The 23,980-nt window shown below is 70.3% G+C and carries 19 protein-coding genes; 6 read left to right on the top strand and 13 right to left on the bottom strand.

What is annotated here, in order from left to right:
* Nucleotides 1–20: 20 nt before the first annotated feature.
* Complete coding sequence (locus AC0VYP_RS03570; protein ID WP_285761200.1) at nt 21–1,004, top strand: AAA family ATPase; 984 nt, start codon at nt 21–23, stop codon at nt 1,002–1,004.
* A gap of 105 nt (nt 1,005–1,109) precedes the next feature.
* Nucleotides 1,110–2,411, top strand: coding sequence for a DUF58 domain-containing protein (locus AC0VYP_RS03565; protein ID WP_285761199.1), 1,302 nt, complete (start codon nt 1,110–1,112; stop codon nt 2,409–2,411).
* Nucleotides 2,412–2,447: 36 nt separating this feature from the next.
* Here AC0VYP_RS03565 and AC0VYP_RS03560 read toward each other — a convergent pair whose 3' ends face one another.
* Nucleotides 2,448–3,443 carry a stage II sporulation protein M gene (locus tag AC0VYP_RS03560; RefSeq protein WP_285761198.1) on the bottom strand — a complete coding sequence of 332 codons (996 nt, stop codon included), beginning with the start codon at nt 3,441–3,443 and terminating at the stop codon, nt 2,448–2,450.
* Between the two features lie 131 nt (nt 3,444–3,574).
* Between AC0VYP_RS03560 and AC0VYP_RS03555 the strand changes: the two genes are divergently transcribed.
* Nucleotides 3,575–4,363: an RDD family protein gene (locus AC0VYP_RS03555; RefSeq protein WP_475472465.1), complete on the top strand. Its 789-nt coding sequence runs from the start codon at nt 3,575–3,577 to the stop codon at nt 4,361–4,363.
* A 60-nt stretch (nt 4,364–4,423) separates the two neighbouring features.
* Here the strand turns inward: AC0VYP_RS03555 and AC0VYP_RS03550 are convergent, their stop codons facing one another.
* Together AC0VYP_RS03550 and ahcY are read right to left on the bottom strand one after the other, a co-directional pair.
* Nucleotides 4,424–5,686, bottom strand: coding sequence for an adenosylhomocysteinase (locus AC0VYP_RS03550; protein WP_475472463.1), 1,263 nt, complete (start codon nt 5,684–5,686; stop codon nt 4,424–4,426).
* A gap of 8 nt (nt 5,687–5,694) precedes the next feature.
* Nucleotides 5,695–7,131 carry an adenosylhomocysteinase gene (gene ahcY / locus AC0VYP_RS03545; protein WP_475472461.1) on the bottom strand — a complete coding sequence of 479 codons (1,437 nt, stop codon included), beginning with the start codon at nt 7,129–7,131 and terminating at the stop codon, nt 5,695–5,697.
* A 105-nt stretch (nt 7,132–7,236) separates the two neighbouring features.
* On the opposite strand from ahcY, the gene AC0VYP_RS03540 reads away from it, so the two are divergent.
* Entirely contained in the window at nt 7,237–7,617 is a 381-nt protein-coding gene (locus AC0VYP_RS03540) for a MerR family transcriptional regulator (RefSeq protein ID WP_285761194.1), read from the top strand.
* A gap of 47 nt (nt 7,618–7,664) precedes the next feature.
* On the opposite strand, the gene AC0VYP_RS03535 is transcribed toward AC0VYP_RS03540, so the two are convergent.
* Nucleotides 7,665–8,939 carry a hypothetical protein gene (locus tag AC0VYP_RS03535; RefSeq protein ID WP_475474152.1) on the bottom strand — a complete coding sequence of 425 codons (1,275 nt, stop codon included), beginning with the start codon at nt 8,937–8,939 and terminating at the stop codon, nt 7,665–7,667.
* A 443-nt stretch (nt 8,940–9,382) separates the two neighbouring features.
* Here AC0VYP_RS03535 and AC0VYP_RS03530 point away from each other — a divergent pair, with 443 nt between their 5' ends.
* Nucleotides 9,383–11,353: an acyltransferase family protein gene (locus AC0VYP_RS03530; RefSeq protein WP_475474151.1), complete on the top strand. Its 1,971-nt coding sequence runs from the start codon at nt 9,383–9,385 to the stop codon at nt 11,351–11,353.
* Between the two features lie 12 nt (nt 11,354–11,365).
* On the opposite strand, the gene AC0VYP_RS03525 is transcribed toward AC0VYP_RS03530, so the two are convergent.
* The 5 genes from AC0VYP_RS03525 to AC0VYP_RS03505 all read right to left on the bottom strand — a co-directional run bounded on the left by AC0VYP_RS03525 (nt 11,366) and on the right by AC0VYP_RS03505 (nt 15,979).
* Nucleotides 11,366–12,622: a serine/threonine-protein kinase gene (locus AC0VYP_RS03525; protein ID WP_475472459.1), complete on the bottom strand. Its 1,257-nt coding sequence runs from the start codon at nt 12,620–12,622 to the stop codon at nt 11,366–11,368.
* 30 nt (nt 12,623–12,652) lie between these two features.
* Nucleotides 12,653–13,762, bottom strand: a complete 1,110-nt coding sequence (locus AC0VYP_RS03520; RefSeq protein ID WP_475472458.1) for an SIS domain-containing protein — start codon at nt 13,760–13,762, stop codon at nt 12,653–12,655.
* Nucleotides 13,763–13,846: 84 nt separating this feature from the next.
* On the bottom strand, nt 13,847–14,023 hold the full coding sequence (locus AC0VYP_RS03515; protein ID WP_475472456.1) for a Trm112 family protein: 177 nt from the start codon (nt 14,021–14,023) through the stop codon (nt 13,847–13,849).
* Between the two features lie 52 nt (nt 14,024–14,075).
* Nucleotides 14,076–15,443: a phosphomannomutase/phosphoglucomutase gene (locus AC0VYP_RS03510; RefSeq protein WP_285761190.1), complete on the bottom strand. Its 1,368-nt coding sequence runs from the start codon at nt 15,441–15,443 to the stop codon at nt 14,076–14,078.
* 122 nt (nt 15,444–15,565) lie between these two features.
* Nucleotides 15,566–15,979 carry a DUF3499 domain-containing protein gene (locus AC0VYP_RS03505; protein WP_285761189.1) on the bottom strand — a complete coding sequence of 138 codons (414 nt, stop codon included), beginning with the start codon at nt 15,977–15,979 and terminating at the stop codon, nt 15,566–15,568.
* A gap of 144 nt (nt 15,980–16,123) precedes the next feature.
* Between AC0VYP_RS03505 and AC0VYP_RS03500 the strand changes: the two genes are divergently transcribed.
* Nucleotides 16,124–16,558: a metallopeptidase family protein gene (locus AC0VYP_RS03500; RefSeq protein WP_285761188.1), complete on the top strand. Its 435-nt coding sequence runs from the start codon at nt 16,124–16,126 to the stop codon at nt 16,556–16,558.
* Nucleotides 16,559–16,804: 246 nt separating this feature from the next.
* On the opposite strand, the gene AC0VYP_RS03495 is transcribed toward AC0VYP_RS03500, so the two are convergent.
* The 4 genes from AC0VYP_RS03495 to AC0VYP_RS03480 form a co-directional block, all read right to left on the bottom strand.
* Entirely contained in the window at nt 16,805–18,226 is a 1,422-nt protein-coding gene (locus AC0VYP_RS03495) for a DUF5719 family protein (RefSeq protein WP_475472454.1), read from the bottom strand.
* Nucleotides 18,223–21,495: a glycosyltransferase gene (locus AC0VYP_RS03490; protein ID WP_475472452.1), complete on the bottom strand. Its 3,273-nt coding sequence runs from the start codon at nt 21,493–21,495 to the stop codon at nt 18,223–18,225. The genes AC0VYP_RS03495 and AC0VYP_RS03490 overlap by 4 nt, the downstream gene beginning before the upstream one ends.
* A gap of 275 nt (nt 21,496–21,770) precedes the next feature.
* Nucleotides 21,771–22,058 carry a WhiB family transcriptional regulator gene (locus AC0VYP_RS03485; protein WP_285761185.1) on the bottom strand — a complete coding sequence of 96 codons (288 nt, stop codon included), beginning with the start codon at nt 22,056–22,058 and terminating at the stop codon, nt 21,771–21,773.
* Between the two features lie 217 nt (nt 22,059–22,275).
* Nucleotides 22,276–23,883, bottom strand: a complete 1,608-nt coding sequence (locus AC0VYP_RS03480) for a hypothetical protein (RefSeq protein WP_475472450.1) — start codon at nt 23,881–23,883, stop codon at nt 22,276–22,278.
* Between the last annotated feature and the right edge of the window lie 97 nt (nt 23,884–23,980).

Below are 23,980 nucleotides of genomic sequence, written 5' to 3'. Positions count from 1 at the left end.
TGGAAAGAGGTACCCCAGTCGTGAGCGAGTACCACCCCGAGCAGCCGGTGTCCCCCGATGCCGCGCGGACCGCGCTGACGGCGCTGCGCTCCGAGGTCGGCAAGGCCGTAGTCGGCCAGGAGGAGACGGTGACCGGCCTGGTCATCGCGCTGCTGTGCCGCGGCCACGTGTTGTTGGAAGGGGTGCCGGGCGTCGCCAAGACGCTCCTGGTGCGTTCCGTGTCGGCGGCTCTGTCCCTGGATCACAAGCGGGTCCAGTTCACCCCCGACCTGATGCCCGGCGACGTCACCGGCTCGATGGTCTACGACGCGCGCAGTGCCAAGTTCGAGTTCCACGACGGCCCCGTCTTCACCAACCTGATGCTGGCTGACGAGATCAACCGCACCCCGCCCAAGACGCAGGCGGCGCTGTTGGAGGCGATGGAGGAACGGCAGGTGACGGTGGACGGCAAGCCGTTGGCGCTGCCGGACCCGTTCATGGTGGCCGCCACGCAGAACCCCGTCGAGTACGAGGGCACCTACCCGTTGCCCGAGGCCCAGCTGGACCGGTTCCTGCTGAAACTGATCGTGCCGCTGCCGCCGCGCGACGCGGAGGTCGAGATGCTGGACCGGCACGCCGCCGGGTTCGATCCTTCGGACCTGGAGGCGGCCGGGGTACAGGCGGTCGCCGGAGCGGCGGAGCTGGTGGCCGCCCGGGCAGCGGTGAGCTCCGTGCGGGTGGCCCCTGAGGTCCTGGCCTACATCGTGGACCTGTGCCGGGCCACCCGTTCCTCCCCGTCGCTGCAACTGGGCGCGTCGCCGCGCGGCGCCACCGCGCTGCTGCGCACCGCCCGGGCTTGGGCGTGGCTGTCCGGTCGCGACTACGTCACCCCCGACGACGTCAAAGCCCTGTCCAAGGCCACACTGCGCCACCGGATCGCGGTGCGCCCCGAGGCCGAACTGGAGGGGGCGACCACCGACGGCGTCCTCGACAGCGTGCTCTCCTCCGTTCCCGTTCCCCGCTGACCCCGTGTCCTCGCGGTCGGCTCCGCCTCGCGCGGTCCGACCGCGGTCGGGACAGTGGGCACGACACGATCAGCGGCCCCCAGCAAGCAAAGGCGGATCTGACCCATGGCGATCACTGGCCGCGCGGTGTTCCTGGCGTTCGTCGGGGTGCTGCTGGTGTTCCTCGCCGCACCCGCGGGCACGTGGGTGCTGTGGGCGGTGCTCGGCGCGCTCGCGGCACTGCTGCTGACCGACCTCGCCCTTGCCGCGAACTCCCGGCGGGTGCGGCTGGAAGCCGGGGGCGCGACGTCGGTCCGGCTGGGCGAGGACGCGGCGGTCTTCCTGATCGTGGCCAACCCGGACAAGCGCACGCTCCGGGCGACCGTGCGCGACGCGTGGGCGCCCAGCGCCGTGGCCGGCCCCCGCGTCCACGACCTCGTGGTTCCGGCGGGCGAACGTCGCCGGGTGGAGACCACGCTGACCCCCGTCCGCAGGGGCGACCAGCATCGCGCACACGTCACCGTGCGCAGTTACGGCCCCTTGGGGCTGGCCGCGCGCCAGTCCACGCACGCCGTGCCGTGGAGTGTGCGGGCGCTGCCGCCGTTCCACAGCCGGCGCCACCTCCCGGGCAAGCTGTCCAAGCTGCGCGAGCTGGACGGCCAACACCGCGCGATGATCCGCGGACAGGGCAGCGAGTTCGACTCGCTGCGCGAATACGTCCCGGGTGACGACGTGCGCTCCATCGACTGGCGCGCGACCGCGCGCCGCGAAACCGTCGTGGTACGCACCTGGCGGCCCGAGCGGGACCGGCGGCTGCTCGTGGTCCTGGACACCGGCCGGACATCGGCCGGGCGCGTGGGCGACACTCCTCGACTGGACCATGCGATGGACGCCGGCCTGCTGCTGACCGCGCTGGCCGGCAAGGCCGGCGACCGGGTGGAACTGCTGGCCTACGACCGCCGCGTCCGCGCGCAGGTGCGCTCCCAGGGGCGGGGCAGCACGCTCCAGGCGATCGTGCGGGCGATGACACCGTTGGAGCCGGAACTGGTGGAATCCGACTCCGCCGGGCTGGTGGCCACGATCCTGGGGCGCCAGAGCCGGACCCGGCAACTGGTGGTGCTGCTCACCGACCTCAACGCCGCCGCGATGGAGGAGGGGCTGCTGCCACGACTGTCCGCGCTCACCGCTCGGCACATGGTGCTGGTGGCCGCGGTCGGCGACCCCAAGGTGGCCGAGATGGCGGCACAGCGCGGGGACGCACAGTCGGTCTACGGTGCGGCGGCCGCCCAGAAGACCCTGGCCGAGCGCCGCCGCATCACCGCGGAGCTGCGCCGCCACGGCGTCGAGGTCGTGGACGCCGGCCCCGAGGAGATCGCGCCGGCACTGGCCGACGCCTACATCTCGCTGAAGGCGCAGGGACGGCTGTAGCGCTCTTCGTACTCGGGGAGGGAAAGCGGCACGGCGTCAGCCGGAGACCGCGACCGTCTGCGGGGAGTCGCGGATGTCGCCCGTCTCCCCCTGCTGGACGGCGCGGCGCCCCAGGGTGAACACGTAGAGGAAGAACAGCACCTCCGCCACCACCCCGATACCGATGCGCAGCCAGGTGGTGTGCACCCAGCCGGTGACGAACCCCTCGATGAGCCCGGAGACGAACAGGACCACGACCAGCCCCAGGACGACGCCCATCGCTGAACGGGCTTCCTCGCCCATGGCCCTGATCCGGGTGCGGTGGCCCGGCGCGATGAAGGTCCAGCCGAGCTTGATCCCCACTCCGCCGGCGACGAAGACCGCGGTCAGCTCCAGGAGACCGTGCGGCAGGATCAGGCCGAAGAAGACGTCGGCCTTGCCGTTGGCTGCCATCAACCCGCCGGCCTGGCCCAGCCCGATGGAGTTGGTGGCGAGCACGTAGACGGCCGGCAGGCACAGGAACGCGCCGAACACGATGGCCTGGGCGGCCACCCAGGCGTTGTTGGTCCAGACCTGGGCGGCGAAGGACGCTCCCGGGTTCTCGACGTAGTAGTTCGCGAAGTCGTTCTCGACGTAGGACCGGATGGTTTCGGGCGTGCCCATCGCGGCCTGGACCTCCGGGTTGGCCGCGACCCACCAGCCGACCCCGAAGGCGACGGCCGTGCAGGCCAGCGCGGTGAGCATCCACCACCAGCGGAGCCGGTACAGCGCGGCGGGGAAACTGCGGGTGAAGAACCTCCCGAAGTCGCGCCAGCCCCCCGACTGCGCGCCGGTCACGACGGAACGGGCCCGCGCCACCAGCCCCGACAACCAGCCGGTCAGGGCCGGGTCCTGGCCCGAGGAGCGCAGCACCGACAGGTGGGTGGCTGCCCGCTGGTACAGCTCGACGAGTTCGTCCACCTCTGGCCCGTCGAGCTTGCGGTGCCGGCGCACCAGCGTTTCCAACCGGTTCCAGTCGGGACGGTGTTCGGCGATGAAGAGATCGAGGTCCACGCTTTGACTCTACTGACCCCCCGAGGGCGAAAGGCAGGGCGGAACCCGGGGAACCGTACCGGGCGTCGGGCCATCAGAGCACCTGACAGACTTGGTGTGTCGGTGCGGTGTGCGAGCGATGGGAGACGACGGTGGCGAACCAGGGCGGCCAGTTCGAGCAGACCCGGTTGGTGACCGGGGACGCGGTCGTCCTCGACCTCAATCCCGCTGGGTTCGCCAGCCGGATGGTGGCACTGTGTATCGACGTCGCCCTCCAGGTGAGCGTCCTGATCGGCGCGACCCTGCTCCTGGCGCTGGTCGAGGGCGCCATCGACACGGCCATGGCCGCGGCACTGGCGGTGGCGACGATGGTGCTGGTGATCGTCGTCTACCCGGTGGCCTTCGAGACGCTGAGCCGCGGCCGGTCCCTGGGCAAGTACGCGCTGGGCCTGCGGGTCGTCAGCGAGGACGGCGGACCGGTGCGGTTCCGCCAGGCCCTGACCCGCGGGCTGACCGGGTTCGTCGAACTGTGGATGACCTTCGGCGTGGTGGCGGTGGTGGTGTCGATGCTGAACCGGGACGGCCGCCGGGTCGGGGACTTCCTGGCCGGGACCATGGTGGTCCAGGAACGGGCGGGGCGCCGCCCGAGCACAGCGATCGAGATGCCCCCGAGGATGGCCGAGTGGGCCCAGCACGCGGAACTGTCCGGACTGCCGGCCGAGACCGCGTCGATGGCGCACCAGTACGTGCTGCGCTACGACGAGCTCACCGAGGCCACCCGCTACGAGATGGGGGTCCAGGTCGCCAACACCGTCGCCAGGTACGTGGCTCCCCCGCCGCCCCAGTGGGCGAGCCCTCCGGAGTTCCTGTCCGCGGTCCTCGCCGAACGCCGCCGCCGCGAGGAGGCCCGCCGACAGCACGGTTCCTCCCCGTGGTCGTAACGCCTCGCGCACGGGCACGGTGTGAGCGGGACGAGGCCGCGACCGGCGTGCGGTGTCGGCTCAGACGCGCCAGGACCTGAGGTAGTCCTCCTGCTCGGGGGTCATCGCGTCGATCCGGATGCCCAGCGCCGCGAGCTCCAGCCGCGCGACCTCGGTGTCGATCGCGGCGGGGACCTCCACGACCCCCGGGGCGAGGTCGGCGTGGTGCTCGGCGAGCCACGCCACGGTGAGGGCCTGGACGGCGAAGGACATGTCCATCACGGCGGCCGGATGTCCCTCGGCCGCGCCGAGGTTCACGAGGCGGCCTTCCGCCAGCAGGATCAGGCGACGTCCGTCGGCGAGGACGTACTCGTCGGCCTGGGGCCGGACCTCGCGTCGGACCTCGACGGCCAGTGCTTCCAGGGCGACGAGGTCGATCTCGACGTCGAAGTGACCAGAGTTGGCCAGGATCGCCCCGTCCTTGAGCACGGCCAGGTGCTCTGCGCGGATGACGTCGCGGTTGCCGGTCACGGTGACGAACACGTCGCCGATCGTCGCGGCCTCCGCCATGGGCAGGACCGGATAGCCCTGCATGGCGGCGTCCAGCGCCTTGACCGGGTTGACCTCGGTGACGACGACGCGCGCACCCATCCCGCGGGCACGTTCGGCCAGGCCGCGTCCGCAGTAACCGAAACCGGCCACGACCAGGGTCCGTCCGGCCAGCAACGCGTTGGTGGCGCGCATGATGCCGTCGATCGTGGACTGGCCGGTGCCGTAGCGGTTGTCGAACATCCGTTTGGTGGCGGTGTCGTTGACGGCGACCATCGGGATCTTGAGTACTCCCTCGGCGCTCATCTGGCGCAACCGGATCACGCCGGTGGTGGTCTGTTCGCACCCGCCCAGGGTCTCGGCGAGCAGGTCCGGACGGTGCAGGTGTGCCAGGTTGACGAGGTCGCAGCCGTCGTCCAGGAGCAGGTGCGGACGGTACTCCAGCACCGTGGCGAGGTTGCGGTCGTAGGTGGCGGTGTCCATCCCGGAACGGGCGTGCACACCGACCCCGTACTCCATGACGAGCGCGGCGGCGGTGTCGTCCTGGGTGGACAGGGGGTTGGAGGCGGCCAGCGCCACCTCGGCCCCGCCCGCGCGCAACGCACGCAAGAGGTTGGCGGTCTCGGCGGTGACATGCATGCATGCGGCCACCCGCAGGCCTTCCAGCGGCCGGCGCTGCGCGAATCCGTCCCGGATTCGACGCAGTGCCGGCATGGAACGCTCGGCCCACTCCACCCTGCGGGCCCCGGCCGCGCTGAGGCCGGGGTCCGCGATGTCGTGCTGGGGAAGGGACATCGGGTCGGCTAGTAGCGGTAGTGGTCGGGCTTGTACGGCCCGGCGACGTCCACGCCGATGTAGCTCGCCTGCTCCTTGGTGAGCTCGGTCAGGCGTACGCCCAGTGCGTCCAGGTGCAGACGGGCCACCTTCTCGTCGAGGTGCTTGGGCAGCACGTAGACGTCGGTGGGGTACTCGCTCTGCTTGGTGAACAGCTCGATCTGGGCGATCACCTGGTTGGTGAAGCTGTTGGACATCACGAAGCTGGGGTGGCCGGTGGCGTTGCCCAGGTTGAGCAGGCGGCCCTCGGACAGCACGATGATCGAGTGGCCGTCGGGGAAGCGCCACTCGTGCACCTGCGGCTTGATCTCGATCTTCTCGATGCCGGGGATCGCGGCGAGGCCCGCCATGTCGATCTCGTTGTCGAAGTGGCCGATGTTGCCGACGATGGCCTGGTGCTTCATCCGGGCCATGTGGCCGGCCATGATGATGTTGAAGTTGCCGGTCGTGGTGACGAAGATGTCGGCGGTCTCGACGACGTCCTCGAGCGTGGCGACCTGGTAGCCGTCCATCGCCGCCTGGAGCGCGCAGATGGGGTCGATCTCGGTGACGATCACCCGGGCGCCCTGGCCGCGCAGCGACTCGGCGCTGCCCTTGCCCACGTCGCCGTAGCCGGCGATGACCGCGACCTTTCCGCCGATGAGGACGTCGGTGGCGCGGTTGATGCCGTTGACCAGGGAGTGGCGGCAGCCGTACTTGTTGTCGAACTTGCTCTTGGTGACCGAGTCGTTGACGTTGATCGCCGGGAAGAGCAGCTCGCCGTTGCGGTGCATCTCGTAGAGGCGGTGCACGCCGGTGGTGGTCTCCTCGGTGACGCCCTGGATCTGGGCGGCGACCTTCGTCCACTTGCCGGAGTCGGCGGCGATGCTGCGCTGGAGCAGCTCCAGCACGACGCGGAACTCCTCGGAGTCGGCGGTACCGGGGTCGGGGGCCGCACCGGCCTTCTCGTACTCTGCGCCCTTGTGGACGAGCATGGTGGCGTCGCCGCCGTCGTCGAGGATCATGTTCGGGCCGTCGGCGCCGGGCCAGGTGAGCGCCTGCTCGGTGCACCACCAGTACTCTTCGAGCGTCTCGCCCTTCCAGGCGAACACCGGGACGCCCTTGGGGTCCTCCGGCGTGCCGTCACGGCCGACGACGACCGCCGCGGCGGCGTGGTCCTGGGTGGAGAAGATGTTGCAGCTGACCCAGCGGACGTCGGCGCCCAGGTCCACCAGGGTCTCGATCAGGACCGCGGTCTGAATGGTCATGTGCAGGGAACCCATGATCCTGGCGCCCTGGAGCGGCTTGGAGTCACCGAACTCCGCGCGCGTTGCCATGAGGCCGGGCATCTCGTGCTCGGCGAGGCGAATCTCGTTGCGACCGAACTCCGCCAGCGACAGGTCCGCGACCTTGAAGTCGAATGCCATGCTTCTTAACTCCTCCTGTGGGTGCGTCCCGAGTCTAGAGGCGCGCGCCCCGACCGGACACGACCAAACGCGCAAAGTTGACGATGGTTTGTTAGATTCGTGGGCATGGAGCGCGATATTCCGATCTCGGCTGCTGCCGATCGGCTCGACACGACCCCCCGTATGCTGCGCTACCGGGAAGGGCTGGGCCTGCTCCCGGTGACCAAGGAACAGCCGACCGGACGCGGCCACCGGCACCGCCGGTTCACGGAGGCCGACGTGCAGACGGTGGCCGCGGGCCTGGAGCTGGAACGCTCCTACGACATCACCCCGGCGGCGCTGTCCTTCGCGTTGCGCGTGCTGGCCGAACCCGCGACCCGGGTACGGGTGCGCGCCTACGGCGAGCGGCTGGGCCGGCTGACCCCACCCCCTGCCCGGGCCCTCGACTTCGAGCAGCAGAAGGCGCTGCGTCTCCTCAAGAGCGCACCACCGCACCCGCTGCCCTGAGCCGGGCCCGGCGTGCCTGACGGCACACCGGGCCCGAACGGGGACTCTCAGGCCATGACGCTGGTCAGATGGCTGACCGCGCGGGAGACGACCTCGTCGGTCAGGTCGGCCACCGCGGGCCAGCGTTCGTCGGCGCTGTCGGTGGACAGCAGTGTCACGCAGTCCGTGGAGGCCAGGTCGAGAACGTCCTGTGACTCGTTCAGCGATTCGAGGCGGGCGTCGGCGGTGACCGCGAGTACTCCCGTGGCCGGCCCCCCGACGTCCTGGACGGTGAGCAGCAACCGCAGGGTCGTCCCTTCGGTCTCGGCGTTGAGACAGACCCACCACGAGGAACCGCCGCGCGCGAACAAGGCACGTTCGGCCGCCGAGTCCATGCGTTCCCGGTAGGGCTCGTCACCACCGAGATCCCCGGAGTTGACCCCGACCCGGGCCGCCGGATCGAGCTCGCGCAGCACCAGGGAGAGCGAGGAGGCCCGCTGGCGCAGATGGGTGAGGAGGCGCCGGTACACCGCCCTGGCCAGTGCCGTTCCCCCTGTCTCCGGAGCCGGTCGCTCCGCGGCCCAACTGAGCTCGCCGCGCAGCGCGGCGATCTCCAGGTCGGCGAACAGACCGGTCAACCGGACCAGCCGGTCCTGGTCGGCGGCACCGACCAGGGCACCGCGAAAAGCCGCGGCCGTTCGGTGGTCGGCGATCAGCGGCGGGTGGTTCGCCCGCATCAGCGCCATCGAGGCGAGCGCCCACGGCAGTGCGATACGGCCCTCCTGTCCACGGGCCGCGAACTCAGCAGTGGCCTGCTCCGGAACGATTGCGCCGGAGGATGCCTGCTGCGCCAGCGCGCCGGCGCAACACAGGTAGACCACGGCGGCACGGACGACGGGATGGGTGCACACCGAGGCGGCCTCGGCCAGGCAGCCGCCCAGCATCTCCACCGGCGGGACGTTGTCCTCCCCGCCCAGGGCGCGGGCGAGCCCTTGCAGGTACTCGGGGGTGAACCGGTGGCCGGCCAAGCAGTCGGCCGCCAGCGCCACGAGCGCCTTCTCCTCTCCGCGCAGTTGCTCGCGCAGGTCTGCGTCGAGGTCGGCCGCGTCCCACCCCTCGGCCGTCAGCGCCTCGACAGCGAGCGGAGCGGGCATGGCGTGGCCGGAGAGCGCGCGCATCTCCAGGATGTGTCTACGGAACAGTCGAACGCGGTCGTCGGCCCATTTCCGGGCCGGACGAAGTACCTGTCGTTCCGCCCAGACCTGGCGGAGGCGGTCGAGTTCGGCGAGCCGGTTTCGCACGTCAGCGGGCAACCGGTCCGGGGCGAGTTCAAGGCCACGCATGAAGTTCACGAAACTCACCGTAACCCGCGCGCACCCGGCGAAAACCTGCGATCCCCCATCCGGACAGGGCAGGCCGGATGAGCACGGGCACAGTGCGGCACTCTGTTGTGACTTTTCGCTACCGCCACGCTGTGTATGAAAACGAACCGAAAGTCCGAAGAGGTGAAATCCGCATTTTCCGCACCGATGGAGTTTTCGTCGAACAGGCCCCCACCCCTAGGCGTGGCACACGGTTCAACCTAGGTTGGCCAACGGATTAACCCGTCGTAACCGCGATAACCGACGATGTCTCGATATCGCTGACCCATCCAGCCGGCCGCTACCTCTTCCTGGCTCTTCGCAGAGACGACATCCTCATGCTCAGCAATCCCACCGCCGTCACGCCCGTCCCCGGCGCGGGGGAGCGTCCGAGCAGAGCCGTCAACGACGCCCGTTGACCCGAGATCGAGGGACTGCGCGCGGTAGCCGTGCTGCTGGTGGCCGTCTACCACGTGTGGTTCGGCCGGGTCTCGGGCGGCGTGGACGTGTTCCTGCTGATCACCGGGTTTTTGATCACCGGTTCCCTGGTGCGCTCGGTGGAGCGCACCGGCCGGGTGAACACGGTCGCGTTCTGGACCCGGCTCTTGGGCAGGCTTTCCCCTGCCGTCGGAGTGACGCTGCTGGGTGTGCTGGCCGCGACCCTGGTCTTCCTTCCCGCTGACCGGTGGCGCGCCACCCTCGCGGAGACCGTGGCCGCCGCCCTCTACTACGAGAACTGGCTCCTGGCGCTGAACTCGGTGGACTACCTCGCGCAGAACGCGCAGGCAAGCCCGGTCCAGCACTTCTGGTCACTGGCCGTACAAGGGCAGTTCTACCTGCTGTGGCCGCTGCTGGTGGCAGGCGCCGCGATACTGGCCGTACGGCTGGGATGGCCGCTGCGCCGGGTGGTGCTGGCCGCGGTCTCCGGCGTGTTCGCCGTGTCACTGGCCTACTCGGTCCGCATGACCGCCACCGACCAGCCCTGGGCGTACTTCGACACCGGTGCGCGGTTGTGGGAGTTGGCCCTTGGCGGCCTGCTGGCCGTCGTGCTTCCCCACCTGAGGCTTCCGGCGGCGATGCGCGCGGTCATGGGCTGGACGGGGCTGGTGGCCCTACTGGCCTGCGGCGCACTCGTGGAGGTGTCCACGGTCTTCCCCGGCTACGCGGCGCTGTGGCCCACCGGCGCGGCGGTCCTGGTGATCGCGGCGGGAACGACCGGGTACCGGTTCTCCGCGGACCGGCTGCTCTCGCTGCGCCCACTGCACTTCGTCGCGGGCGTCTCCTACTCCTTCTACCTGTGGCACTGGCCGGTCCTGGTCTGCTACCTGGCGGTGACCGACCGGAATTCGGCGAGCCTGCTCGGTGGAACGTGCGTCCTGGTCCTGGCCCTGTTGATGGCGGTGGCCACCAAGCGACTGGTGGAGGACCGGGCACGGGAGCTCACCCTGACCAGGCCCGCACCGACGTGGTCGCTGCTGCTGGCCGCCGGTTTCCTCCTTCCCGTGCTGACCGCGGCGGGCGGCTGGACGGCGCACCTGGACGCGCGGGATCGCGCCCAGGAGGCACTGGTCGCCGACCCGGCCAACTACCCGGGGGCCGCGGCCGGCCCGATGGGAAGCGCGCCGGACCTGCCGATCTACCCTGCTCCGGCGGACGCCGCGACCGATGTGGCGCAGACCTATGCCGACGGCTGCAACCAGGGGATCGCCGACAGCACGGTGCTGGAGTGCGTCTACGGCTCCTCGACCCCCGAGCGCACCGTGGCACTGGTGGGCGCCTCGCACGCCGCCCACTGGTTCCCCGCCCTGCTGGCCGTCGCCGAGCAGCGCGACTGGCAGGTGGTCAACCTGGTCAAGGGGGCGTGCCTGTTCACCGACGCCCCGCAGACCTACAAGAAGGCCGCGTACACCTCGTGCGCGCAGTGGAACGCCTCGGTCATGGACCGCCTCGCCGAACTGCGACCGGACGCGGTGTTCACCACCGCCACGACCACCAGTCTCGACACCGGCGCCGGCTTCGGGTCGGAGACGGTCGTCCAGGGCTACCTTGACCGCTGGGCGGAACTGGAGGCGCTGGGCATCGCGGTCATCGGGGTACGCGACACCCCGCGGCTGGACGTCAACGTGCCCGAGTGCGTGGCTGCGAAGGGCCCGTCGGGATGTGTGGGGGACGCCGCGAACTCGATGGCCGAGCAGTCCCCCTTGGAGGAACTGAGCGGGGTTCCCGGCAACGTCGCCCTCATCGACCTCACCGATTCGCTGTGCCGCTCCGGCCGCTGCCCCACGGTGATCGGCAACGTCCTCGTCTACTGGGACAACGCGCACTTCACCGCGACGTTCTCGCGTACCCTGGCGCCCGTGCTGGGCGCCGAGCTGGACCGCGTCACCGACTGGTGAGGACGCCTGCGCCTACTGGATCGCGGCCAGCAGCAGGAGCAGCATCAACACGATGATCACGATGAGCACCGCCGGGATCACCCAGCCCTGCGACAGCACGGGGTCGTTGACGGGCTGGTTCTGCTGGAAGTTCTGTTTGGCCGGCACGCCCTGGGGCGGGGGCATCCGGTTGTAGATGGTGTTGGGGCCGGTCGCCGGCGGCCGGGCCACCCCCGGGGGCAGGCCGCCGGTCATGTTGGGGTGCTGGGGCTGCTGGTGGTGCGGCCTGGGGGTGAAGCCCCCGCTGACGTGCTGCGGACCGGACTGGGGCCGGGCAGCGGGACCGCCCTGGTTGGGGAAGGGCGTCTGCGGACCGGTGCGCGGCGGGGCCAGGTAGGCCGCGGCGTTGGGTCCGCTGCCCGTGTTGTGCTGGGCGACCTGCTCCCCCTCGGCGACCACCTGCTCCGTGGACGCCTCGGCCTCGTCGTGGCCGAGCAGGCGCATGAGGAGCCGCTGGGCGCTGGGGCGCTTGTCGGGGTCCTTGTCGAGGCAGTCTTCGACGATGCCACGGATCTCGGCGGGAACGCCGTCGATGCTGGGCGGAGCGCTCACGACCCGGTGCACGACAGCGGGAACGCTGTCCGCTCCGAAGGGTGCGCTGCCGGTGGAGGCGAACGCGATCACGCAGCCCCAGGCGAAGACGTTGACCTTGTCGGTGATGTTCTTGCCCGCGATCTGCTCGGGCGCCATGTAGGAGGGGGTGCCCACGATCGAGTTGGTCATGGTGGCGGTGCTGTCGGAGACCCGGGCGATACCGAAGTCGATCACCCGGGGGCCGTCGGGGCCGAGGAGCACGTTGCCGGGCTTGAAGTCGCGGTGCACGATGCCCGCCTTGTGGATCGCGACCAGCGCAGTGGCGGTGGACACCGCGAGCCGTTGCAGGGAAGCGCCCTTGCGCGGCCCCTCCGTGGACACCGCTTCCTGGAGGTCGGGCCCCGGCACGTACTCGCTGACCACGTAGGGCGGCTCGGCTTCGAGGTTGGCCTCGTGGACGGCAGCGGTGCAGAAGGAGGCGACCTTCTGCGCCGCGCGGACCTCCTTCTCGAAGCGCTTGCGGAGGTCGGTGTCCTGGGCCCACTGGTCGTTGAGGACCTTGATGGCGTACTCGTCGCCCGAGGAGTCGTGCCCGAGGTAGACGATTCCCTGGCCACCCCGCCCGAGACGGCCGACAACGCTGTAGTCGCCGAACGAGGTGGGGTCGCTCGGCAGCAGCGATTCGGGACCGGGCATCGATCTCCTCCAGAACGGTCGTGGACGGCGCTATCGCACGACCAGAGTATTTGTCAGCGGTTCCACGGCATATGCCACGGCCAGATACAGACTGGCGTAATCGGTTAGAGCGATCAAACCAGCCAAACGTTCCATTGGTCCGGCCCCCTTCGCGGCGATCTCCGTCACCGCGGCCCCCGCGCCGAGGGCACTGAGCCGCGCACCGTCCAGCGCGGCTGCGTCCTGAGGCGCGGCGTGGTCGTCCTTCAGCAGGACCACCCGCGGCCGGAGTCCGGCCCCGGTCTCGGGGTCGTCGAAGATGCTGCGCTCGCCGGCCGGGAACAAGGGGCCCGACAGGGTCGCGGCCTGCGTCTCGACGGCGCCCGGGGTACCGGCGGCCAGCGCGGGATAACGCGCGTCGGCGGCCAACTGGGATGCGAAGCGTCGGGCCGCCAGGGCGGTGACCGGTGAGGTTCCCCAGATCACCGGCAACGAGCCGGCGAGTTCCAGCGCCAGGACCTTGGCGGGGTTGGTGGAGGTGTTGACCCCCGGGGCGCAACGGTGCGCGGCGTCCTCCAACGCGACCGCGGTGGCCTCGTAGCCGTCCTCGGGCACGGTGCGCAGCCCCGCCGTGCCCACCGCGGTGAGCAGCGCGGTGGCGACCGCCCACAACAGCGTGCGCGGCTCCCCCGACAACGGGACGGCCGCATAAGGGGCGCGGACCTGCTCCGCGGGACCGGCGAGAGGACCTCCGGGAACACCGACGGCGAGGAGGCGGCAGCCTCGGCGAGCCGCCTCGACCACCACGGCCACGGCACCGGCGTCGTCCTGTCCGGAAGCGACCGCGACCACGACCACGAGGTCGTAGGCGCCGACCCAACCGGGCAGCCTTGTTCCCTCCACGGTGGTCACCGGTACCGGCAGCCCCGTGCCCAACAGGACCTCCAGGACGTCACCACTGAACGCGGTGATCCCGGTTCCCACGATGACGACGGAACGCGGTCGCCCCTCCTGGGCGAGAACGTCCAGACCTGCTTCCAGTACGGCCGACCTGGACCGGCGCACCTGGGCAGCCCCCGTGGCGGCCTGGCGCAACAGCCCTCCAGGATCGAGGCGGGGGTCGGTCGCGACGTCGTCGAGCCGGTACTCCTCGAATTCCACTGGCTTCTTTCCTCGTGTTTCACGGCGGGGACGGGGCCCCGGGTGCTCATCGGTGTGCCCCGGGTGCCCGTCGTTATGCCGGTGCTAGCCGATCTGGCGTGCCTCGTTGACCAGCAGCACCGGAATGCCGTCCCGGATCGGGTAGGCAAGGCCGCTCTCGTCGCAGACGAGTTCGCCGGCTTCAGCGTCCAACCGAAGCGGGGCCTTGCTCTTGGGGCAGGCCAGAATGTCCAGCAGCCACTCGTCGATCTTGGTGGTCATGTCCTCGGTCACTTCCTCGATGGTGGTCGATGGGGAGCGGGTACGGCGCGGTCTAGGCCCGGACGATGGCCAGGACCTCGTCGCGCAGCCGTGCCATCGCCGCGTGGTCGGGGCCCTCCGCGTTGAGCCGCAGCAGCGGTTCGGTGTTGGAGGCCCGCAGGTTGAACCACGAACCGTCGGAGAGGGTCACTGTGAGGCCGTCGAGGTGGTCCACCGAGGCGACGTCCTGGCGGTCGGCGTAGGCGGCCTCGACGGCAGCTGCGCGCTCGGCCTGGTCGGCGACCTCGGAGTTGATCTCACCGGAGTCCGCGTAACGAGCGTACTCCGCGGTGATCTGCGACAGCGCCCGCTCGTCGGTGCCCAGCACCCGCAGCACGTGCATCGCGGCGAGCATGCCGGTGTCGGCCTTCCAGAAGTCCCGGAAGTAGTAGTGCGCCGAGTGCTCGCCGCCGAAGATGGCACCGGTCTCGGCCATGGTGGCCTTGATGAAGGAGTGGCCGACCCTGGTGCGCACCGGGACACCGCCGTGCTCGCGCACGACCTCGGCGACCGCGGAAGAGGTGATCAGGTTATGGATGATCGTGGCGCCCGGGTCCTTGGCGAGCTCCTGGACCGCGACCAGCGCGGTGATCGCCGAGGGCGAGACCGGTTCCCCGCGCTCGTCCACCACGAAGCAGCGGTCGGCGTCGCCGTCGAAGGCCAGCCCCAGGTCGGCGCCGCTCTCGCGCACCCTCGCCTGGAGGTCCACGATGTTGGCGGCGTCCATGGGGTTGGCCGGGTGGTTGGGGAAGGTGCCGTCCAGCTCGAAGAACAGCGGCAGGATCTCCAGCGGCAGTGCCTTGAGGATCTGGTCGCCCAGCACCGCGGGCACGGTGTAGCCCCCCATTCCGTTGCCGGCGTCCACGACGACCTTGAGGGGGCGGATGCCGGACAGGTCCACCAGGGAACGCAGGTGAGCGGCGTAGTCGGCGAGCATGTCGCGCTCGGTGACGGTTCCGACGGGACCGTCGTGGGCGGGGACTCCCTGCTCGGCGAGGCGCCGGATGTCGTCGAGGCCGGTGTCGGAGCTGATCGGCGCCGCACCCGCCCGGCACATCTTGATCCCGTTGTACTGGGCCGGGTTGTGGCTGGCGGTGAACATGGCGCCGGGAATGCCGAGGCTTCCGGAGGCGAAGTAGAGCAGGTCGGTCGAGCCGAGTCCGGCCATGACGACGTTCACCCCCTGCGTGGTGACGCCCTCGGCGAAAGCCTCGGCCAGTTCCGGCGAGGAGGGACGCATGTCGTGGGCGATGACGATCTGCTCGCCACCCACTGTCCGGGCGAAAGCCGCTCCGATCGAACGGGCGATGCCGGCGTCGAAGGTGTCCGGGATTACTCCACGGATGTCGTATGCCTTGAAGATCTGACCGAGGTCACCCACAGCAGCTCCGGATGTGTCGATGTGCGCCCGTTGAAGAGTCCGCGGACCGCGGTCGGTCCACGGAGACAAACGTACAAGACCCGGATGACGGCAGCCGTGCGCTCCGAGCGGCGGCACCGGGTTCAGGCGTCGCGGGACGGCCTGTGGACCGACGGTCGGGGACGCTCTTCCGGGCGCGGCGGATCGGATTTGACGACACGCAGGTGGCCGCGGCGGTTGGTCTCGACCCCCTGACCGGTGGGGGCGGGCGGCCTGATCGCGGGCGGGCGGCCCGCCTCGCGCACGGCGTTGGCCAGGGCTTCGAGATCATCGCTGCCCGGACCACCGCTGGTGTTGTCGGCCGGCAGGCGGACGACCTCCCAGCCGCGCGGGGCGGTGAGCCGGTCGGCATGCATCGCGCACAGGTCGTAGCAGTGCGGTTCGACGTAGGCGGCGAGCGGGCCGAGCACCGCGGTGGAGTCAGCGTAGACATAGGTAAGCGTGAAGACGGCTGGCTGCCTGCACGCTGTGCGTGAGCAGCGTCGGACAACGCTCACGAGGACAGACGGTATCCCTTTCCGGGCCGCTGCGCTAGCTTCTACGCCCCTCCCGTGCCGGTTGTGCACGCTCCGGGATGGATCAGACACGTCGATGCCTCCCCGGGGCTGCGCTTTGGTGTGTCGATGGCATAGTCTCGATATGTGCGACGACTGCACCTTTCCCACACCGAGGCCGGACGAGTTCGGCGCAGAGACCGCCGCGGACGTGGTGTGCGCGGCCCACTGACACAACCCGAACTCCCGATCACCAGAACCCGCGCCCAGGTCTTCGACGACCTCGTCCTGGACGCCGTCGAACGGCTCGAACGCGTTTGGGCCCGGGAACTCGCCAACGTCGAGTTCCTTGTCGAGGACGTCCCGCGTGTGCCGCCCGGCGTCACCTCGGAGGACGGTATACCGTTCTCCCGCTTGGAGGCGTCCGCGTCCGGACAGGCCCGGATCATCGTCTACCGACGCCCCGTCGAGATCCGCACGAAGGAACCCGAGGAGATGGCACTGCTCGTCTACGACACCGTTGTCGAGGAAGTGGCCAACCTCTTGGGCCTGGAACCGGAGACGGTTGACCCCGAGGCGTGACCCCCCTCGCCCGGGCGCGGGGCCCGAACTACCGCGATCAGGCAGCGGGTGCACCGTACTGCTCGACCATGGGGCCGCCCGGCGTTGTTCGCTCGAAGGACCGACGCCGGGTGACCGGATCGGGCCGCGCCCTTCCACCGATCGGCACCGCGCGCCCGCGACGGGTCGCGGTGCCGAGCCATGGAGCCGGGCGTCCTCCCCGAACCCGGGACACCGCTCCGGACGGCCGTTTCACCCCCGGGCGGGTCAGGGCACGATGCTCGTGAGGCTGTCCGCGACCCTGGGCAACGGAACCTCGGACGGGGCGGGCGGGAGCGGCAGGATACTCAGGGATCCGTCATGGGCGAGACTGCGGGCGGCATGGACCGGACCGCCTTCGAGTGCCTCGACGACCCAGGTGGTACCGCCCCCGGTGGGGTCGAGCTCCGGTTCGACGGTGGTCGCCGCTTCCACGGTCAGGACCACCGGCTCCCCGGCGACCCCGTCCTTGTCGATCGGGGTGAGGCGTACCACTGCGGCCTCCTGCGGAGCCCCCAGCAGCAGTGAGGTCGTCCCCTTGCCCGTTGCCGGGGCGACGGCCCGGGCGTTGGGGCCGCTCTCCAACGGATCGACGGCACTGGAGTAGGCGACGTCATCGCCCCCGGACCGTTCCACCGCGATCCCTGCGACCACCGGCCGATCGCTCTCCACCACCACGGTGGCCGGCCGCTTGTCCAACGGCCCCTCCAGGCTCAACCGGGCCGACGCCGCCGGAGGCACGTCCAGCGACGTCAACGACTCGTCCTCGACGACGCCGTCCGGGGTGGTCAGCCGGACCTTCACCGTCGCCGGGTCGTCACCGGGGGCGGTCACGATCAGACGCTTGTTGCCTCCCCCGCCTACGACACCCGGGATGACGTGCCGGGTGGCGGGCTCGGCGGTGGCGGGCACCCAGGCGGCCCCGCCCTTGCTTCCTTCGGCGAAGAGCGCCGCGGCGACCCGACCGGAGTTGGTGCGTACGTGCACCGCGACCGCGCCGGTGGTCTCCACCAGCGGCATGAGGGACAGCTCCAGGTCGTCGGCGGGGCCGATCTGGACACCGCGGGTCTCGGGAGCGAACGCGGGCCCGTCCGTGGCGAACAGGTTGACGTTGACCGTTGCGGCGCTGGCGTCGGCGTTGGACAGGTGCAGCCGCAGTTCGTCGAGGTCCCTGCCCCCAGGCGCGACGAACCAGGTGCTCAGCGAGGGTTCCACGCAGCGGACCTCGGTGACGGCGGAGCCACCCGTGCTGGTCTGGGTCACCTCAAGCCCTGCCGCAAGCACACCGTCGGCGCGCACGAGGGTCCCGGACGCGTCTTCGTCGTCGGCCGCGACATCGGTGGACGACCACGGCACTCCGGCCTCCAGCAGCGGCTCGGTGGGCTCCGCGCCGGGCCGGTTGGGCGCCGCACCGAGGCTGCCCGCCTCGTCGGAGCCCTCGGCACCGGGCGCGAAGGCTGCCACCTGGGTGGCACCGCTTCCCTGGGGAGGCGGACAGACCCGCAGCGCCGACTCCACCCTCGTGAGCACGGGGGCGGCATCGGCGGGGGCCACGACGTTGAGCGACAAGTGGGCCGCACCGAACAGCGCCGCCAACGCGACCATGACGAGGCCGAGCAGCGCGAAACGGTTCTCGACGATCAATCTCACGTGGAGCTCCCTCGCTGTCGGGCGCGGCGTCCGCCGCGGTGGCCGCGGCCATGGGTGCGGCGGGGGGCCTCTGCTGCCTCGTCGTTCTCGGTCTGCTCCGCGGAGGTGTCCTTGGCGGGACGGCGGCGGGCACGCGGTTGACGCGGACGGGGGGTGGACTGGGCGGCCTGCTCGCGCAGGTCGTCCTCGGTGCGCGCGCCGGGCAGCGCGAGCACGAGGACGACGAGGACGAGGAGTCCTTGGACGAGCAGCCATACCTGGCGGGCGATCCCGACCCGGGTGATCTCCAACCGCCCCCCGGCATCGGACAGCTCGAACTCCTGCATTCCGAACTCGTTGGCGGAGCCCTTGAGTTCGACGCCGTCCACGGTCGCTCTCCAACCGCCGTCAGCGGGTTCGGCGAGCACCAGGCGGCTTCCCTGCTGCCCGCCGGGGACGGTGGTGGAGACGTTCACCGGGCCGGACTGTAGAACGGTCGCCCCGCTGTCACCGTCACCGTCGGTGGCGGTGAGCAGGCGCAGCCGTCCGGTCTCGGCGGTGAGCCGCCACAGCGCGAAGTCGTCGCCGAGTTGGAGCCGGCGCACCCCGGGCAGCGCGTCCACCGTGTTGACCAGCGTGAGGTCGGTGGTCGTCCCGACCTCCGGGGAGGCGACGAGCACGAAGCGGATCCCGAACTCCGACAGCAGGTCGGCACCGTCACCGCCCCGGCCTGCGACGAGCGCGGCCACCACTTCGTCGAGCTGGGCGCTGGAGGCCGGGTCCGCGGGGATCTGGGGTTCACCCAACCGGGGCTCGCGACCGCGCAGGACACTGTAGGTGACGGTCCGATCCTCGGCCGGGGTGATCACCAGGGTGCGGGGCTGGGTGCCGTCATCGCTGTAGGAGGCGAGGAACGGTGGGACGGAGGGCGGCGCGTCGCCGCTGAGCGGCCCCTGTACTCCGTTCCACATCCAGACCCCGGCCGAGGCGATCGGCGTGGCCAGGGCGAGGGCCGCCACTCCCCCGGCGAAGAGCCGGCGGGTCCCGCCCAACGACCACAGGTCGCCGAAGGACTGCGCTGCGGTGGCCGCGGACAGCAGCATCGCGGTGGCCGCGAAGGCCAGGGCGACACCGGGCCAGGCGGTGGCATCCTGGGTGCTGTAGGGCAGGGTGATGGTGATACGGCTGAGCACGATGGCGATCAGGATGCCGAACAGCGCGATGCACCAGCCGACTGCGACCAGCATCCGGCGCCGGCGCAGCAGCAGCGCGCACAGTGCGGCAGCGACGAAGCCCCCGGTGATCCAGATCGGCGGTAGACCCGGGCCTCCGGGGGAGAGCAGCAGCAGGGCTTCCGCCGAGATCCGGGGATCGGCGATGTCGGCCCGGTTGAGGCCGGCCTCCAGCAGCCACAACGAGGGGTGCGCGAACAGGTCGAGGGTCCACGGCAGCAGGAGCACCAGCGGCACGGCCAGGACGATGCCCAGGCTCGCGTAGAGCCGTCGGCCGACGTGGCCGAAGGTGATCGCGATCAGCACCGCGGTGACCAGGGCGAGTATCCACACCAGTGGGACGAAGGCCGTCGCGAGCGCCAGCAGCAGGGCAAGGGCCCAGGCGGCGCGGCGCGACCGGCGCGGCGGGCGGGTGAGGATGTTGGTCGCCAGAAGCCCCAGGACCGGGAACAGTGCGTGCACCAGGGCGGTACCCAGGCGGCCTTGGGCGACGGCGCCGGTGGCCACCGGCAGCAGGGCGTAGGAGGCCGCCATCCACAGTTGGGCCGGCGGGTAGTTGAGGACGCGGCGGGCCAACAGGTAGGCGGTGAGCCCGGCGAGCGGTACGCAGCCCAACAGGATGACGGTGACCGCGAGCCAGGGCTTTCCCAGGGCGATGGTGGACAGCAGGGCGAGGATGCCGATGTAGGGCGGGGCGATGGCGTCGGAGCCGATCCCGACGTCGTGCCAGGTGGCGGTATACATCGCCCAGAGATCGGCGGCTCCGCCGTTGACCGGTGGCAGCGCGCCGCCGGCGAGCGTGCCGCCCAGCAGGAGGGACCGCTCGGCAACCAGGGCGATCACGGTGAGGCCGACGACCAGGAGGACGCCGGGGTGGGTGATCGCGCGCCGCAGCAGACCGGAGTCGTCGCGGAGCGGATCGTCGTCCGTGCCGGGTGCGACGGTGACGGCCTGGTGACGTCCCGCCGTGTCCAATGCCTCGGTGTCGCCGCCCAGCAGGTTGGCGACGGCGTCGGTGAACTGGCGCATGGCAACGCCGTGCGCCAGGTAGGGCTGGATGGCGCTGTAGGTGCGCCGTCGCCCCTTGCGGCGTCTGGCCCGGGCCATCATGAGCCGGAACGGCATCACGAAGAACACCGACGTGATGGCCAGTGCCTCGTCCAGGGCGTTGGCGGGCTGCTTGGCGACGATGTAGGTCAGGACGCGCAGCGCCGACCCGAAAGAGTTGCGCAGCAACGCGAACAGCATCGCCCCAAACGGCAAGTTGGCGAGCAGGACGTAGAGGGCGTTGCGGCGGTTGACGCGGCGCGGGTGGTTGACGGTCGCGTTGATGCGGCGGCGCCGGCGGGCGGCGGCCTCCGCGTGGTAGGCGACGGCGTCGGTGACGATGCGGACCCGATGGCCCGCTCCGCCCACCCGCCAGCAGAAGTCGATGTCGTCACGGAACAGGCGCAGCGCCGGGTCGAAGCCGTTGAGGTCCTCCCAGACGTCACGACGCACCAGCATCCCGGCACTGGAGACCGCCAGGACCTGGCGGTTTCCATCGTGCTGGCCGTGGTCGAACTCGCGGGGCTCCAGACCGGTCTCGCGACGTCCAGCACCGTCGATGGTGACGCCGACCTCGATGAGCCGCCGACGGTCGAACCAGTCCCGGAGCTTGGGTCCGAGGACGGCGGCGCGCGGGTCGTCGGCGGCTGCGAGCAGGAGTCGCTGCAGCGTCTCGGGCTCGGGCGTGCAGTCGTCGTGGATCAGCCAGACCCACTCGACGGCGTCCTTGGAGGAGGGGAACTCGGTTCGGGAGCGCGGATGGTCCAGCGCGGCCTGCACGGCTTCGCCGTAACCGGCGGCGCGGTCCATCCGGATGATCGACTCGGGCGCGATGAACTCGGCCAGGATCTTGTTGCTTCGATCGCGGCTTCCGTTGTCCACTCCGACGACACGCTGTACCGGGCGCGTCTGGGAGCGCACCGCCTCCAGGGTCTCGGGCAACCAACGGGCACCGTCATGGGTGACCACTACGGCCGTGACGATGTGGCGTGTGGGGTCCAGGGGTAGCACTGCTGGTGTTCGCCTCGAAGTAGCAGGGAGAGAGGACACAAACGGTCATTGCGGGCAGACCACTAACGGCTGATCACGATACGCCAGTCCGGGAGCGGCCATGGTGGTCGCCGTCGTTTTGGGCCCATCGGGACACCTCCCACCCCCTCCGACCGGTCACTCAGCGTGCTGTTCGCACACCAGGCGCACCCGATCAAGGATGGCAAAGAGAAGATAAAAAAGGCGTGCGCCCTGGACAAAGCTCCCAGGGCACACGCCTACGCACTGACGACCCGTTACAGCATGTCAATCAGAAAATCGAAATCCTGTCCGGCGGCTTTCTTCAACCTCCGGCGCTCTCGTTCGGAGAGTCCCCCCCAGATACCGAACCGCTCATCATGCTCAAGCGCGTATTCCAGGCACTCCGTACGTACCTCGCACGAGTGGCAGACCTTCTTGGCCTCCCGCGTCGATCCGCCCTTCTCGGGAAAGAACGCCTCGGGATCGGTCTGCGCGCACAAGGCACGCTCTTGCCAGCCCAGATCTTCATCCGAACCGTGCGTCAGCGGGATAACCTCGCTCACGCGCACCTCCTATTGCCCCCCTAGATGTACCTTCCCATTCGGCCCCCGGGAAGGTGGAATCACACCTTGAAATTACACGCGCGCGTCTTGCTATACGTCAAGCGCGTTGCGTGGTAATCCCCTGAATATCATGTAACGAACAGTCACTTCGCTTCGCGGTGACCGGATCCAGCGGATTACCACGCCCTATTCGCGGTGTTCTGGGAGCCTGCGGGCGTCAGCGGGGGTCGCCGTCGCGATACGACCCCTTCCAGTGGTCATCCCCTTCGGAACCAGGGCGTCGCTGCTGGTCAGAAGGGTAATTGTCACCATAGGCGCTCGGGGCCTCCGAACCCCGCCCCGGGTACGCGCTCGCCCCGTAGGACCCCTGCTGTCCCGATTCGGACCTCGCTGAGGCTTCAGGACCGTTCTGGTCGTCGGAACGGAAAAATGCGTCCAACGGCGTGTCGCGACGCTGGTTGGCGGCCGGTTGGTCGGTGGGCGGCTGGTCGGAGATCGGGGTCTGCTGGTACCAGCCGTGCTGGATGGCGTCCTGGGCGGCCCGCTCGACCGAGCGGTCGTCCGCCCCAGGGTAGGAACCGGCCGGCGGCGGACCGGGGACCGCGTCCTGCACGATCGTGGCGTCGGCATCTCCGTACGCGCCCTGGCCCGTGTCGTAGCCGGGGTAAGCGGGCTTCTGGTCGCCGTATCCGGCAGAAGGGGCCTGCTCACCGTATCCGGGCTGCGCCGACGGCTGGTCCCCGTACCCCGGCTGGGCCGGCTGCTGATAGGCGTCGTACGACTGCTGCTGGCCGTAACCGGCGGGCTGGCCACCGCTCTGGCTGTAGCCGCCGGTCTGGTCGGGGCCGTAGGCCTGCTGGGCACCGGTCTGGGGGTAGCCCCCCTGCTGCTGCTCCCCGTACCCCTGCTGGCCGTAACCGCTCGGCGGCTGCTGCCCCGCACCATAGGCCGGCTGAGCACCACTGGGCTGCGCATACCCCGGCTGCTGGGGCTGCTGGTACTGCTCCCCGTACCCCGGCTGGGCCGGCTGCTGGTAGGGGTCATAGGGCTGCTGCTGGGCGTAGCCGCCGGTCTGGTCGGGGCCGTAGGCCTGCTGGGCACCGGTCTGGGGGTAGCCCCCCTGCTGCTGCTCCCCGTACCCCTGCTGGCCGTAACCGCTCGGCGGCTGCTGCCCCGCACCATAGGCCGGCTGAGCACCACTGGGCTGCGCATACCCCGGCTGCTGGGGCTGCTGGTACTGCTCCCCGTACCCCGGCTGCTGCTGCGGTGCCACCGGGTACCCCTGACCGGTCAGGTTGGGGTTCTGCGGGGCGAAGGACTGCTGGGCCCCCGTGGCGGGATAGGCGGCCGGGGGCTGCATCGGGACACCGGGGTGAGCGGCCGGAGCGTTGCGCGGGACCAGGTCGGTGTCGCCGAAGACCCGGAACACGAACAGGCCCACGACGGCCAGGAACGCCAGGTAGCCGGCCATCAGGAAGAAGTGGCCAACGCCATCGGCGAAGTTCGCGGAGGCGATGAACCCCATGATCAACGAGATGAATCCGAACACCGCCCCTGCTCCCAGCAGGATCATGGCGGTCAGCACGATCTGGAAGGTGCGCGGCGACCTGGTCGGCGCGGTGACGGCGAGCAGCACCCCGCCCAGGAGCAGGGCGACCGTCACCGGGTTCGCGAAGTGGTTGCGGCCGATGTCGCGCATCACCCAGGTGGCGTCGTAATCGGCACCGAATATGGAGACGAGCGCACCGAGCATGATCGCGCCCGCGGCGCCGATCAGCGCCCAGGCTGCGGGCTCGCGCAACCGCTGGATGGCTTCGTTGTTCAAGAGGTTCCCCTCCGCTGCTGCTTCTCTGTCGCGTCGGTGGAAGCTTTGCATATCGTTGGTTTCTTAACTGAATCGGACAAGATCCGATAGGAGAAAT

This window comes from Nocardiopsis sp. iso_186 (genome assembly GCF_056173365.1).
This window is presented reverse-complemented; position numbering and strand designations above follow the sequence as displayed.